The sequence below is a fragment of the Thermoleophilum album genome (genome assembly GCF_028867705.1).
Lineage (GTDB): Bacteria > Actinomycetota > Thermoleophilia > Solirubrobacterales > Thermoleophilaceae > Thermoleophilum.
The window spans coordinates 1029628-1043342 of the sequence record NZ_CP066171.1; the positions used below are offsets into that span (position 1 = coordinate 1029628).

At 69.7% G+C, this 13715-nt stretch carries 17 protein-coding genes; all 17 read left to right on the forward strand.

Annotation, left to right across the window (positions count from 1 at the left end; all coding sequences use genetic code 11):
* The 17 genes from JDY09_RS04820 (at window position 1) to rpsB (ending at window position 13709) form a co-directional block, all read left to right on the forward strand.
* Window positions 1-849, forward strand: coding sequence for an OmpA/MotB family protein (locus tag JDY09_RS04820; protein WP_274717943.1), 849 nt, complete (start codon window positions 1-3; stop codon window positions 847-849).
* A 6-nt stretch (window positions 850-855) separates the two neighbouring features.
* Window positions 856-1305 carry a flagellar basal body-associated FliL family protein gene (locus JDY09_RS04825; RefSeq protein ID WP_274717944.1) on the forward strand — a complete coding sequence of 150 codons (450 nt, stop codon included), beginning with the start codon at window positions 856-858 and terminating at the stop codon, window positions 1303-1305.
* A 13-nt stretch (window positions 1306-1318) separates the two neighbouring features.
* Window positions 1319-1687: a flagellar motor switch protein FliN gene (fliN, locus tag JDY09_RS04830; protein ID WP_274717945.1), complete on the forward strand. Its 369-nt coding sequence runs from the start codon at window positions 1319-1321 to the stop codon at window positions 1685-1687.
* A gap of 146 nt (window positions 1688-1833) precedes the next feature.
* Window positions 1834-2313, forward strand: a complete 480-nt coding sequence (gene fliO, locus JDY09_RS04835) for a flagellar biosynthetic protein FliO (protein WP_274717946.1) — start codon at window positions 1834-1836, stop codon at window positions 2311-2313.
* The gene (gene fliP / locus JDY09_RS04840; protein WP_274717947.1) at window positions 2310-2951 is read left to right on the forward strand and encodes a flagellar type III secretion system pore protein FliP; all 642 of its coding nucleotides are present in this window, start codon (window positions 2310-2312) and stop codon (window positions 2949-2951) included. The genes fliO and fliP overlap by 4 nt, the downstream gene beginning before the upstream one ends.
* Window positions 2952-2961: 10 nt before the next feature.
* Entirely contained in the window at window positions 2962-3231 is a 270-nt protein-coding gene (fliQ, locus tag JDY09_RS04845; protein WP_274717948.1) for a flagellar biosynthesis protein FliQ, read from the forward strand.
* 6 nt (window positions 3232-3237) lie between these two features.
* On the forward strand, window positions 3238-4020 hold the full coding sequence (gene fliR, locus JDY09_RS04850) for a flagellar biosynthetic protein FliR (RefSeq protein ID WP_274717949.1): 783 nt from the start codon (window positions 3238-3240) through the stop codon (window positions 4018-4020).
* Window positions 4020-5093, forward strand: coding sequence for a flagellar biosynthesis protein FlhB (flhB, locus tag JDY09_RS04855; RefSeq protein ID WP_274717950.1), 1074 nt, complete (start codon window positions 4020-4022; stop codon window positions 5091-5093). Before fliR ends, flhB begins: the two co-directional genes overlap by 1 nt.
* Window positions 5090-7222, forward strand: coding sequence for a flagellar biosynthesis protein FlhA (gene flhA / locus JDY09_RS04860; RefSeq protein WP_274717951.1), 2133 nt, complete (start codon window positions 5090-5092; stop codon window positions 7220-7222). The genes flhB and flhA overlap by 4 nt, the downstream gene beginning before the upstream one ends.
* Window positions 7212-8582, forward strand: a complete 1371-nt coding sequence (locus JDY09_RS04865) for a hypothetical protein (protein WP_274717952.1) — start codon at window positions 7212-7214, stop codon at window positions 8580-8582. Before flhA ends, JDY09_RS04865 begins: the two co-directional genes overlap by 11 nt.
* A gap of 9 nt (window positions 8583-8591) precedes the next feature.
* On the forward strand, window positions 8592-9215 hold the full coding sequence (locus JDY09_RS04870; protein ID WP_274717953.1) for a PilZ domain-containing protein: 624 nt from the start codon (window positions 8592-8594) through the stop codon (window positions 9213-9215).
* The gene (locus JDY09_RS04875) at window positions 9205-9492 is read left to right on the forward strand and encodes a hypothetical protein (protein ID WP_274717954.1); all 288 of its coding nucleotides are present in this window, start codon (window positions 9205-9207) and stop codon (window positions 9490-9492) included. The genes JDY09_RS04870 and JDY09_RS04875 overlap by 11 nt, the downstream gene beginning before the upstream one ends.
* Before the next feature lie 20 nt (window positions 9493-9512).
* Window positions 9513-9740: a hypothetical protein gene (locus tag JDY09_RS04880; RefSeq protein WP_274717955.1), complete on the forward strand. Its 228-nt coding sequence runs from the start codon at window positions 9513-9515 to the stop codon at window positions 9738-9740.
* The gene (locus tag JDY09_RS04885; RefSeq protein WP_274717956.1) at window positions 9737-10921 is read left to right on the forward strand and encodes a glycosyltransferase family 2 protein; all 1185 of its coding nucleotides are present in this window, start codon (window positions 9737-9739) and stop codon (window positions 10919-10921) included. Before JDY09_RS04880 ends, JDY09_RS04885 begins: the two co-directional genes overlap by 4 nt.
* Window positions 10922-11041: 120 nt before the next feature.
* Window positions 11042-11842 (forward strand): flagellin, encoded by an 801-nt coding sequence (locus tag JDY09_RS04890; protein WP_274717957.1) that lies wholly within the window; start codon window positions 11042-11044, stop codon window positions 11840-11842.
* Between the two features lie 137 nt (window positions 11843-11979).
* Window positions 11980-12624, forward strand: a complete 645-nt coding sequence (locus JDY09_RS04895) for a CHAP domain-containing protein (protein WP_274717958.1) — start codon at window positions 11980-11982, stop codon at window positions 12622-12624.
* A gap of 179 nt (window positions 12625-12803) precedes the next feature.
* Window positions 12804-13709, forward strand: coding sequence for a 30S ribosomal protein S2 (gene rpsB / locus JDY09_RS04900; protein ID WP_274717959.1), 906 nt, complete (start codon window positions 12804-12806; stop codon window positions 13707-13709).
* Window positions 13710-13715: the final 6 nt, after the last annotated feature.

Genomic DNA, 13715 nt, shown 5'->3' on the forward strand with positions numbered 1-13715 from the left:
ATGGCCGGGCATCGCGGATCGCGGCGGCGCCGTGCTGGGCACGGCGAACACGAAAACGAGGAGCGCTGGCTCCTCACCTACTCGGACATGATCACTTTGTTGATGGCGCTGTTCATCGTGATGTTCGCGATATCGAACGTCAACAAGTCGAAACTCGAAGCGCTGCGGCAATCGCTGGAGGATGCGTTTTCAGGTGCGATCCTGCCCGGCGGGCACACGGTACGCCAGGTAGCGCCACCTTCACGTACGCCGGCACCGCCGCAACCAGGGCAAGCGCAATCGAACCTCGTCGACAACGAGCAGAACCGCGACGAGATCGAGTTTCGCGAGATCAAGCGGCGACTCGACCGCTACGTCCGCATACGCCACCTCGAGGGACAGATCCGCACGCTGATCGACCAGCGCGGCTTGGTGATCCGTTTGCTCACCGATCGCATCCTTTTCGACTCCGGATCGGCAGACCTGAAACCGGGAGCCCGCCCGATCCTCAGCGAAGTCGCAAGCATGTTGAAACTGCGCGCAGGTTTGCCGGTGTCCGTCGAAGGTCACACCGATCCCGTGCCGATTAGTGGTCGCTACCCGAGCAACTGGGAACTGTCGACGGCGCGGGCAGCTCGAGTCGTACGCGCGCTGATCGCCTACGGCGTTCCTGCTCAGAGCATGAGCGCGACGGGCTACGCGTGGCTGCACCCGATCGCGTCGAATGCCACTGCGAGCGGGCGGGCTCGCAACCGGCGTGTGGAGGTTGTTCTGCTGCGCAGTGGCCGCGGCACGGCATCTTCCGGGGTCGGACCTCTTACATCTTCGCTGCGCGTGTCGATCACTTCGGGTGCAGTGCCGTTGCGCTAGGGGAAGATGGGCAAGCTGCTCAAAAACAAAAAAGTGCTTTTACCCGTGGTGGTGTTGGTCGCGCTGCTAGGCGCCTGGAAGATGGTGTTTGCCAAACCCGCCGAGCCAAAGCACAAGATCGAGGGCGAGGTCTACGTCCTGCCGAAAGAGTTCCTCGTCAACCTCGCCGATGGTCGCTACGCGAAGGTGAGTGTGGCTTTGGTTCTCGCGCCCGGTGTGCACGCAGCTGCTGGGGGCGGACATGGTGGGTCGTCGCCGCCGGAGGGTTACGGCCCGCTTCCCCAGGAGGCCGTGGTGCGCGACGTGATCGTCGACCAACTGACACAAGCCGCCGACAGCGATCTGATCGACCGCGAAGCTCGGCACCGCCTGAAAAAACGGATCGCGCGCGCGATCGAACACGAGAGTGACGTGAAGGTCGAGGAAGTGCTGTTCACCGACGTCACCGTGCAGTGAGGAGCCTGGCAGCGTGGCCGACGAGATCCAGTACGAACAGCTTGCTGACGACGGTGCCGCGCAGTCGAGCTCCGACCTCGAGCGTCTTGGCGACGTCGAGGTCGAGGTGAGCGTCGAGATCGGGCGGCGTCGATTGACGATCGCCGAGACGCTCGAGCTCGCCCCCGGGTCGCTGATCGCGCTCGGGCGTCCGGCTGGCGACCCCGTCGACCTGCTCGTCAACGGGCGTCGCATCGGCCGCGGCGAGGTGGTAGTGATCGACGACGAGTTCGGGATCCGGGTCACCGAGGTCGTCTCACCACGCCGTCGTGCGGAGAGCTCGCGTGCAGCCGCTGGCGGCGAGCCGGCAAGCACCGGCGCCGACGGCGAGCCCGTCGCCTGAACCCTCAAGCGCGCGCCGACCGCTCCGATTACGCGGGCGTCCGTCCTTGCAGGCTCCGATCGGGAGCCGGGAGAGTCCGTCCGTCCGTCCGCATGCGTTCACGACTGACCGCGCTCGCTGCTTGCGCGACCGCCGCCGGAGCGGCGTTGGCGGTCTGGCCCACGGTGGCGCTCGCTGCCGCCCGCGATCTCGGCGAGCGCACGCCCGTCGATCTCGGTTCCGGCGCGCCGGCGACACAGGCGGCGAGCGGGGGCGGCGGCTTCGCTCGCACGGTGCTCGGGCTGGCGGTCGTAGTCGCTTTGATCTACGGGATCTACTGGGCGCTCCGGCGGTTCAAACTCGGGGCGAGCGCGCCCGCCCACGGTACAGCACTGAGCCAGCTCGCCGCACTGCCGCTGGGGCCAGGGAAGTCGCTGCATCTGGTACGCGTCGGTCGTGAGGTAGTTCTTGTCGCCGCCAGCGAGCGGCAGGTGCAGGCGATCTGCCGTTTCCGGGAGCGCGACGCCGCCGTGCAGGGGCTCCTCGTCGACGAAGAACCCGGCAGCGCACCGACCGGAGCGGCGCACCGAGGCCGGACTATCGGCGAGCTGATCGACCGCTTGCGTCAGATGACGGTGCGCGGATGAACCTGCCCGGCACGAGCGAAGCGGTCCAGCTGTTCCTGCTCGTAACGGCGCTCAGCGTCCTGCCGGCGCTGCTTTTCACCGTCACGAGCTTCACCCGGATTTTGATCGTGCTCGGCTTCGTCAGGGTCGGGCTGGGCGTGCCGAACGCCCCGCCCAACCAGGTGCTGGTCGGGATCGCGCTGTTCCTGACCTTGTTCGTGATGGCGCCGACGTTCTCGCGCGTCAAGGAGGCGGCGATCGACCCGTTGCGCGAGCAGCGGATCTCGCAAGAGACGGCGATCCGCCGCGGCGAGGGGCCGCTGCGCGAGTTCATGTTCCGCCAAACGCGCCCCGAGACGCTGGGGATGTTCGTGCGCTTGGCGCGCATCGAACGCCCGCGCACGCGCGCCGACGTGCCCACCTGGGTGCTGATCCCCGCCTTCGTCGTCAGCGAGCTGCGCACCGCCTTTCAGATCGGTTTTCTGATCCTGCTGCCGTTCCTAGTGATCGACCTTGTCGTCTCGGCGACGCTCATGAGCATGGGCATGATCATGTTGCCCCCGGTCTTCATCTCGCTGCCCTTCAAGGTGCTGTTGTTCGTGCTCGTCGACGGGTGGGACCTGATCACCCGCTCGCTTGTCGAGAGCTTCCACATCTAGGAGCGAGCGGATGACTACCGACACGGCCATCCACCTCGCCCAGCAAGCGCTCGACGTGGCCGTGCGGCTCTCTTTGCCGCTGTTGGCGGTGGCGCTCGTCGTCGGATTGGTGATCGGCGTCTTCCAGGCGGCGACGCAGATCCAGGAGATGACGTTGGTGATGGTGCCGAAGCTTGCGGCGATGGCGATCGTCGCCGTGCTTGCCGGCCCTTGGATGCTCGACCAGCTCGTCGGCTACACGGCGCAGCTCTACCGCGAAATCCCGAACCTCGTGCGGTGACCGGCGATGGCGGAGCTAGCGACCCAGTTCGGAGCCCAGCAGACCAGCGCTTTCTTGCTCGTGCTGGCGCGTGTCGGTCCGCTGTTCCTCCTGGCGCCCGTTTTCTCGTCGCGCATGATTCCGCTCCGCGCCCGCCTCGTCGTGGCGGCCGCGCTCGCGCTCGCCCTCTCGCACCTCGCGCGGCGCGGGGCAGAGCTGCCCGGCGACCCTGCCGCACTCGGAGCGCTCGTCGTCAAGGAAGTGCTAGTCGGCCTCGCCTTCGCATTCGCAGTGAGCGTGCTGTTCGCGGCCGTGCAGACGGCAGGAGCACTTCTCGACGGGTTCACTGGCTTCTCGTTCGCGGCCATCGTCGACCCGCTAACTGGCAACCCCGGTGCGGTTTTGGCGCAGCTCTACGCGCTCGTAGCGGCGGCGCTGTTCCTGACGATCGGCGGCGACGCCTGGCTTGTCGCCGGGCTCGCGCGCAGCTACGAGATCGTGCCGCTCACCGCGAGCCCCGACATCGGCAGCGTCGTGGCCGCGGTGCAGCACACGTTCGCCGGGATGTTCGGGGCAGCGCTCGAGGTCGCGGCGCCCGTGATCGTCGCGTTGATCCTCACCGACGGTGCGTTCGCGCTCGTGGCGCGTGTCGCACCGCAGCTGAACATTCTGCAGGTCGGCTTCGCGCTGAAGATCCTCGTCGGGCTCGTCCTCGTTGCGGCCTCGTTGCCGTTTCTGGCGCCCTGGCTCGGCAGCGAGCTGGAACGAACGCTGCTCGACGGGCTCGGCGGGCTGGCGGGAGGTGGCTGATGGCTGGTGGTGGCGCCGACCGCACCGAGGCCCCGACCCCACGCCGACGCGAGGAGGCGCGCAAGCGTGGGCAGGTCGCGCGCAGCGCCGATGTGCCCGGGGCGCTCGTGCTCGGCGCCGGGCTGCTCACGGTCGTGGCGGCCGGCGGAGGGGTCGTCGAGCGTGTCGCACAGGTGATGCGCGCGAGCTTCCACAACGCCGTCGCGGTCCCCGACGCGCCCCCGCAGGCGGCGGTCGCGTGGCTCGGTGACGCGCTCGCCGAGGTCGTCGCCGCCTCGGCCCCGTTCGCGGTCGCGTGTCTTGCAGCCGGCGCAGCGGCCGCGGTTGCGCAGGTGGGCTTCAAGCCGAGCGCCGAAGCACTAAAGCCGCAGTGGCGGCGCATCGACCCTCTGCAGGGGATTAAGCGTTTGCTCGGGCCGCACGGGTTGTTCGAAGCGGCGAAGGCGAGCGTGAAGGTGGCGGTCGTCGGCGCGATCCTCGCCGCCGCCGTCGTGCCGAGCGTTCCCGACCTCGCCGCGGCCGTCGGCATGCCACCGGCGGCGCTCGGCGCGCGGCTAGTCGACGAGCTCGTCGACATCACCGCTCGCGCGGTCGTGGCCTACCTGGCGATCGCCGCCGCCGACTACGCCTGGCAGCGGCGCCAGCACGAGCGCAGCCTGCGCATGACCAGGCGGGAGGTTCAGGACGAGCTCCGCCACTACGGGCTCGCGCCGGAGGTCAAGCAGGCGCTGCGGCGCCGCCAGGCGCAGCTCGCACGCCAGCGGATGATGGCGGCGGTCCCGACCGCCGACGTCGTGGTGACGAACCCTACGCACGTCGCCGTGGCGCTCCGCTACGACGGCTCGAAACCGGCGCCCGAGGTGGTGGCCAAAGGCAAGGGCCGGATCGCCCAGCGGATCCGCGAGATCGCAGCTGCGCACGGCATCCCGATCGTCAGCGACCCACCGTTGGCGCGCTCGCTAGAGCGCGATGTCCCGCTCGGCCAGCAGATTCCCGCGCACTTCTACCAGGCCGTTGCCGAGGTGCTGGCGTTCGTCTATAGGCAGGCGGCACGACGGAGGCGTGTGGCGTGACCGCCAGCGGACCGAAGCCAGCGAGCGGCCTCCTCGAGCGTATCGGGCGTAACACCGATCTCGCTGCGGCCGTAGTGGTCGCGGTGATCGTGGTGATGATGGTCGTGCCGCTGCCGCCGGCGCTGCTCGACTTCCTCATCACCCTCAACATCAGCGCGGGACTCGCGATCCTTGTCGCCACCCTCTATCTGCGGCGCCCGCTCGAGTTCGCGGCCTTCCCGGCGCTGCTCTTGCTGACCACGCTGTTCCGGCTGGCAATCAACGTGTCGGTTACGCGCCAGATCTTGCTCCACGCCGACGCCGGACATGTCGTGCGGTCGTTCGGCGAGTTCGTTGTCGGCGGAAACGTGGTCGTCGGCCTCGTCGTTTTCCTGATCCTCGTCGTGATCCAGTTCGTGGTCGTGACGAACGGCGCCGGGCGCGTCGCCGAGGTAGCGGCGCGCTTCACGCTCGACGCCATGCCGGGCAAGCAGATGGCGATCGACGCCGACCTCAACGCGGGTCTCATCACCGACGAGGAGGCGAAGGCGCGCCGCGCCGAGATCGCCCGCGAAGCCGACTTCTACGGAGCGATGGACGGCGCTTCGAAGTTCGTGAAGGGCGACGCGATCGCTGCCGTTCTGATCGTTCTGATCAACCTCATCGGCGGCATGATCGTCGGGGTGGTCCAGCACGGTCTACCGTTCTCCGAAGCGGCGCACCGCTTCTCGCTGCTGACGGTCGGCGACGGTCTTGCCGCGCAGATACCGGCGCTGTTGATCTCGGTCGCGACCGGCGTGATCGTCACCCGCGCCGCCTCCGATCGCGACCTCGGTCGCGATGTGCTGTCCCAGCTCGGCCGCCAGCGGCGGGCACCGCTCGTTGCTGGCGGGCTGGTAGCGGCGATGGCACTCGTTCCCGGTCTGCCGAAGTTGCCGTTTCTGGTGATCGGGGGGCTCTTGATCGCAGCGGGACGCGCGCTCGCTCGGGATGGCGACGAGGCCGAAAGCAGCGCGACCGGCCCCACCCCCGAGCAGCTCCCCGAACAGCAGAGCCCGCAGGACGCAGCCCTGGCCGCGCTCGAGCTCGACCCGCTCGAGCTGGCCGTGGGCTTCGCGCTCGTGCCGCTCGTCGACGCGCGTGCAGGAGGCACCCTCCTCGCCCGCATCGGCGTCATCCGCCGACAGATCGCAAGCGAACTCGGCATCGTCATCCCGCCGGTGCGCGTGCGCGACGACGCCACCCTGGAGTCGCACGAGTACGCAGTGCGGGTGCGCGGCCAGGAGGTGGCGCGCGGACGAGTCGTGCCCGGCCACTACCTAGCCATCGACACCGGCGAGGCGGCCGGCGAGCTGGGCGGGATGGAGACGCGCGAGCCGGCGTTCGGCCTGCCGGCACGCTGGATCGACGATTCGGCGCGCGCACGGGCAGAGGCGCTGGGCTACACGGTCGTCGACGCCGAGTCGGTGCTCGCGACCCACCTCACCGAGGTGGTGCGCCAGCACGCTGCCGACCTCTTGACCCGCCAGGACGTGCGGCTGCTGCTCGACCAGCTGAAGGAGCGCAACGCCGCGGTCGTCGAAGAGCTGGTCCCCGACGTCCTCTCGGTCGGAGAGGTGCAGCGCGTGTTGCAGGCGCTTTTGCGCGAGGGGGTGTCGATCCGCGACCTCGGGACGATCCTCGAAGCGATCGGCGATCGCGCGCGTGTCACGCGCGACGTCGCCCAGCTCGCCGAACACGCCCGGCAGGCGCTCGGTCGCACGATCGTCGCCCCGCACCTCGACGGCGATGTGCTGCGCGCCTGGACCGTCGACCCGGCGCTCGAGCAGGAGCTCGCAGAGGCGATCGTGCAGACCGCCGACGGCGAGCTTCTGGCGCTCGCACCCGAGCGTGCGCGCACCCTCGCGGAGCGGCTGCGCGCCGTTGCCAGCGAGCGCGAGGGGGAGGGCCAAGTCGTGCTCTGCTCGTCGCGCGTGCGCCGCCATCTGCGCCGGGTCGCGGAAGCAGTCGCACCGCGGCTGGCCGTGATCGCGTTCTCCGAGCTTCCGAGCAACGTCAAGGTCGAGAACGTGGGCGTTATCGGATTGCCGGAAGCAGCCGATGAACACAACAGCGGAGTGGAGCCCACAGGAGCCGCCCATGCTCGCTGACAAGATCATCGCTGCCCTCGCCTCGCGCCGCGAAGAGCACGGCACGGCGGCGGCCACAGGACCAAAGCAGCCAGCTGCGCAACCACCGAGCGACAGCGAGTCGCGAAAGAAGCGGCGGAACCGGGTCGAGCGCGTAGCTCGCCCCGACGGTGTCGTCGTCTTCCGCGCCCGCAGTCTCGAGGAGATTCTGCCCGCCGTGCGTGAGGAGCTCGGTCCGGACGCGCTGATCCTCCGCCAACGCGAGGGGCTCACCGGTGGCTTCGCCGGCTTTTTCCAGCGCCGCTGCGTCGAGGTGGAAGCGCGCGCGGCAGCAGCTGCGCTCGACTGCTACGACGGCGACGAGGCGGCGCTGCCTTGGGATCTCTCGGCGGCCAACGCGGACGAGGAAAAGCGCTTCTCGAACCTCAACGAAACGCAGGCAAGCGACGAGGGGAAAGACCTTCGCGCAGTGCGCGAGGGGCCGGTCGCGGTGCGCGACTTCCGCGAACTGCTAGAGCGGCTCGCGCCCGTGGACCAGCGCACCGACACTAGCCGCAACGGCGGCAACGGCAGTGTCGATGCGCACGCCGCTGCCGACGGAGCCAGCAGCGCCGAGGGGACGGATTCCCTGGCTCTGAACGGCGAGCGCGCAACACCGGCCGACGTTGCGTCCGCGGGCGGCACTCGATCGCCCGACAGGCAGCGTGAGCCTGCCAACGCCGCTGCACTGCGTGCAGCGCTGCGCAGCGTTGGCTTCAGTGCAGAGTTCGCCGAACGCCTAGTCGCGGACGCTACCCGGCATCTAGTGCCGTTCGGCACGTCGCGCGGGCTGAAGCGCTACGCCCGGCAGGCGCTCGCCGCGCGGATCGCGATCTCGCCGCCGCCCGCGACCGCTGCGCCGCTCTTTGCGATCGCCGGGCCGCCCGCCGGTGGCCGCACCACTCTCGCCCGCGCTCTTGCCTCCGCCTACGCGGCTGCCGGCCGCGAAGTCGTCGTAGCCAGCGGCGGCGAGACCGAGGAGCTGGCGGGCACGAGCGAGTCCGCGATCGTCATCGCCGAGCTGCCGGCGCTCTCCGGCGACGGCCCCGAGCTGCCCGCGCTCCTCGCTGACCTGCCGCACGAACGGCCGGTCGCGCTCGTGGTATGCCTGCCCGCCACCTACTCGGCAGCGGCGGCGGCTCGGCTGCTCGAGCGTTGCCGGCGGGCGGGCGACGCGGTGGTGGCGGTGACCCAACTCGATCTCGAACCGGCGCCAGCCGGCGTCGTCGAGGCGCTAGCAGCGGTACGCCTGCCCGTCTTGTACGTGGCGGGACGGGGGATCGGACGTTTCGGCCTCGAGCCCGCGAACGCCTGGGAGCTGGCGAGTCGTGTCGTTAGGTGAGGCGAGACGGTGGCCGTTCCGCAGCGCAAGCAGAGAGCCTCGCTAGCGGTGGGACGCGACCGCCTCCCCGTCGTGGTGGAGGGCGAGGCCCAGCCGGGCTTGTGGGTACTGGCCGTTCTCGTGCCCTGCAAGCTGGCAGCCGACCAGGGACTTGCCGGACGCCTCGAGTTCCCGACCGCCCGCGGTCTCTGCGCGCTCGACGGTGTCGTTCAGCCCGACGGCTGCAGCGACGGGCGGTTGCTGTTCTGGGCGCGGACGACGCGTGTCGAGCAGCGGCGGGAACTGGCGCGGATCGACGTGATGTTGCCGGTCGTGCTGAGCTGGCGGGTCGGAACTTCGGCGCAGCGAACCTATCGCACCACGACGCTCGACCTAAGCGGGGGCGGGGCTCTGGTAGCAGCACCGCCCGGTCTCAAGCCCGACCAGGAGGTCGGTATCTACTTGACGCTCGGCGACGGTGGGCCCGACATGCTGTTGCGGGCGCGGGTGGTGCGCGTCGTCGATCGCTCGCGCGTCGCGCTGTGTTTCGAGGCGATCAGCGAGAGCCAGCGCGAGCGGATCATCCGCTTCGTTCTGCGCGTGCAACGGGAACAGATCCGCAGACGGCGCGAGGTGCTGAGCGGTGGCGGCTGAAGCGTCTGAACAGAAGCTCACGATCAGCGTCGCAAGCGACCCGCGGGCGCAGGCGCAGATACCGCGCATCCGCGCTCGCGCAGCGTTACTCGGCGCGTTCGCGACGCTGTTTTTGTCTTGGCACGCCGGGACGCCGCTGTTCGTCGCCGGCGTGCGCGCGATCGTCGCCGGTGTTTGCTGCTACCTGGTCGCCTGGGCCGCGGCGCTGCAAGTGTGGCGCACCGTGATCGCGACCGAGCTCAGGCGCGCCGCCGCCGAGGCCGAAGAGCAACAGTAGGGGTTGCGAGGAAGACAGCGATGACAGCGCACGACAACCTCGGCCCGCTCAACCCGGTCGGACCTCGGCACGACGTGGATCCGCTAGCCCGCGTCGAGCGCCTGCGCGCGCTCGACCGCCAGCAGCGGCAGCGCGAAAAGAAAGCGGGCGAGCGGCGCGCGCGGCGGCGGCCGGCTGCCCCCCGCAGCCCGCAGGCGGGCACAGGGCCCGAGACCGACGGCGAAGGCACGCTCGACGTGCGGGCATGAGCGGCGAACCGCAGGCCACCGTCGTCTGTTACCTCGGAGACTGCCCGGTCGCTGCCGAGCAGCTCCTGACCGCGCTCGCCGGGTTGGCGGCGGAGCCGTCACACGAGGTCTTGCTCGCCGCCGATGCCGCACCACGACTCGCACCGCTGCTGGAGCGGGTAGCAGGCGATGTCGAGGTGCTCGAGAGCGACCGTCACGTCGGCGTCGCGGCGATCTTCGAACGGAGCGTGCAGCAGGCACGAGCCGCGACGCTCGTCTTCGTAGGGCAACCGGTGACGTTCGTCTCCGGATGGCTCGACGCTCTGCTCGCGCCGCTCGCCGACCCTGGCGTCGCGGCCGTGGCTGGCACCACGGCCACGGGCTTGCTCGCCGAGGCGCCGGTCGTGGCGGTACGACGCACGCTTGTCGAGGCAGCGGGCGTTCCGCTCACCGCCGACGCGCTCGTGCTTCCCGAGCTTTTGCTGCGCTGCGCTTCGCACGGGTCGGTGGTGGCCGCTCCTCCGGCCGGTCGCGTGCTCCCCGCAGCCCGCGCCCTGGTGCGTGCCGACCTCGGCCACGACCCCGAAGTCACCGTCGTTATCCCGACGTTGGACGCCACCGGCGAGCTCGCCCAAGGAGCTGTGCGAGCTGTCCAAAGGACGCTCGGGTGCCCGCACGAGATCGTCATCGTCGACAACGGCGCACCACCGCAGGGTTTCAGCGCCCCGGTGAACGCTGCTATTCGGGCCGCACGGGGGCGCTACATCGTGGTGATGAACGACGACGTCGAGCCGCTGCCCGGCTGGTGGCCGCCGCTGCGCGCGACGCTCGACAGCGGAGCGCGTGTCGTTTTTCCCGACACCGTCGACGGCTTTCGGCGTAAGGATTTCGCTGCCTGGTGCTTCGCGCTGCGTCGTGACGATGTCGACGAGCTGTCAGTACGCCCAGGCGAGTTTTTCGACCCAGAGCTGCGCGTCTGGTACCAGGACACGGACCTTGCGGTGCGGCTGTTGGACGCGGGGACACCGCCCGTGCTCGTGCCCGGGTCCCGTGTCGTGCACCAGTTGTCGCGCACCGTCGCAAGCGACGATCGCCAGCTGGCTGCGTGGGTCGATATCCAGCGCGCGCGCGACCGCGTCGCCTTCGAGCGCAAGCACCCGACCGTCCGGCTGCGGACGGTAGAGGTCGAAGGCGTTCGTTAGCGCGGCGCGGCTCGCGATCGCGCACAGAACCGTCGCGACTCAAGAACCCCGGACGCGAGGCGATTACCGGGTCGAAGCGGGCGACAGGGAGTCGCCCCGGGACGAGCCAAGGAGGTAGCAATGTCCCTTCGCATCCAAAACAACGTCGAGGCGTTCGTCGCCCATCGTTACCTGTCGAACACGAGCTCGAAGCTCTCCAAGTCGATGGAGAAGCTGTCTTCGGGCTTCCGCATCAACCGCGCCGCCGACGACGCCGCGGGCCTCTCGATCAGCGAGAAGATGCGCGGGCAGATCGGCGGTCTCGGGCAGGCCCAGCGCAATGCGCAGGATGCCGTTTCGATGGTGCAGACGGCGGAGGGCTCGCTGTCGCAGGTGCACGCGATGCTGCAGCGCGTCCGCGAGCTCGCCGTCCAGTACCAGAACGGCACGCTTTCTGCGGCCAACCGCACAGCGATCCAGTCGGAGGTCAACCAGCTCGCCGCTGAGATCGAGCGCATCGGCCAGAGCGCGGAGTTCAACGGCATCAAGGTGTTGAGCAGCGCCGGTGTCGTCACCTTCCACGTCGGACCGAACGACGGTCAGACGATCACCGTATCGACGATCAGCCTCGGCAGCGTGCTCGGCACCGCAGCGTTCGCTCTCGGTGCGACCACGGACCTGTCCGAGATCGACGCGGCGATCGACGCTGTCAGCGCCCAGCGGGCCACGCTGGGTGCGGTGCAGAACCGCCTCGAGTACACGCTCCAGCATCTCTCGACCTACCAGGAGAACCTGGTCGCAGCCGAGAGCCGCATCCGCGACGTCGACATGGCCCAGGAGGCCGTCACGCTCGCCAAGTACCAGGTCCTGCAGCAGGCCGGTGTGGCGATGCTGGCTCAGGCCAACCAGTCGGGCCAAGCAGTCCTGGCGCTCCTGCGCTGAACGCGGCCACTCCCGGGGCCTTTTTCCGGGAGAACATAGTCCTCGGACGAGGGCACTCCTCAAGGGCGGAGGAACGGCGGGCGGCCCGATCGGGCCGCCCGCCGCCTTTTCCGCGTGCCGCTCCCTAGGCCACGCCGTTGCGCTCCGCCGCTCAAGACCGCCGCAAGCGCGCCGAGCAAGAGGACGTGAGCGTCGAGACGGCTCTCGCACGCATCGCTGCACTCGAGGCGCGGATCGCCGCCCTTTCCGGTGGCGCCCCAGCCCCCGCGCCCGCTGGCGGCCCGAGCGGCGATTTCGCAACGGTGCTCGCAGCGAGTTCAGGTTCGCCGGTCGTCGCCGCCGGCGCCGGCGGCGCAGGCGCGGGCGCGCGGATGGTCGCGCTGGCACGTGGCGAGCTCGGCGTCGCTGAGGCACCGCCGGGTTCCAACGACGGGCCCCGCATCGCCGTCTACCGCAGTGCCGTGCCGGGCGGCCCGGTGGGTCCCTGGTGCGCCTACTTCGTCTCGTGGGTTGCGCGGCAAGCGGGGGCACCGCTCGGCGAGCGGGGCCAGGGTTTCGCGAGCGTCGACCAGCTGTGGGCGTGGGCGCAGCGGGCCGGGCGAGCGGCCCCAGCCGACGCCCAACCACGCCCCGGCGACCTCGTGGTCTGGGACGAACATGTCGGCATCGTCGAGGCGGTGCTGCCCGACGGACGGATCAAGACGATCGAGGGCAACACCTCCGACCGCGTCGCCGAACGTGTCCACGACCGCGCCGGGATCGTCGGGTTCGTACGCATGTAACAGCTGCCTACGCTCGCACGGGACGGCGCGGCACCACGCGTGCCAGTCGCCCTCACGTATCCTTGCCACGTCTCTGTAGGCGACCTCCGCGTTGCGGCAGGCGGCCCTGCCCGCTAGTCGGGTCCCGTTTGCGGGCGCGGAGCCGGAACCATCCACACAAGTCGAAAAAGGGAGTCGATGTGCGAGAGATCGGCATAAAGGAGCTGCTCGAGGCCGGGGTTCACTTCGGCCACCAGACGCGCCGCTGGAACCCGAAGATGCGGCGCTTCATCCACGGCGAGCGCAACGGCATCCACATCATCGATCTCACCCAGACCGAGCCGCTTTTGCGTCGCGCCCAGGAGTTCGCCCGCGACGTCGCCGCGCGCGGCGGCACGGTGCTGTTCGTAGGCACGAAAAAGCAAGCGCGCGAGCCGCTCGAGGAGGCCGCTCGCCGCTGCGGGATGCCGTTCGTCAACAACCGCTGGCTCGGTGGCTTGCTCACCAACTGGGCGACGATCTCGCGCCGCATCCAGCGCTTGCACGAGCTCGAGGAGTGGACCGAGAACGGAACGATCGAGCTGCTCCCCACGCGCGAACGGATCCGCGCCCAGCACGAGCTCGAGAAGCTGCGCGCGACGCTCGGCGGGGTACGGCAGATGGAGCGTCTCCCCGATGTGGTCTTCATCGTCGATCTCAAGACCGAAGAGATAGCTGTACGCGAGGCGAGCCGTCTGGGAATACCGATCATCGGCCTGGTCGACACCAACGCCGATCCAGACCCGATCGACTACGTGATTCCCGGCAACGACGACTCGATCCGCTCCTGCCGGCTGATCGTCGACGCGATCGCCGACGCGATTGCCGAGGGCCGGGAGCGCTTCAGCGCTCTCGAAGCCGAGCGCGCGCAGCGCGAGGCGGAGGAGCGCGAACGCGAGGAGCGCGAACGCCGCGAGCGGGAGGAGCGCGAACGCGAGGAACGCGAGCGCCGTGCCCGCGAGGAGGCGCTCGCGGCCGGTTACTCCCCCGATGCCCCGGCCGACGCCGAGCCGGCCGAGGTGGCGCTACGGGAGCTTCGTACCTTCGAGCCCGACGAGGAGGTTTGAGCGAAA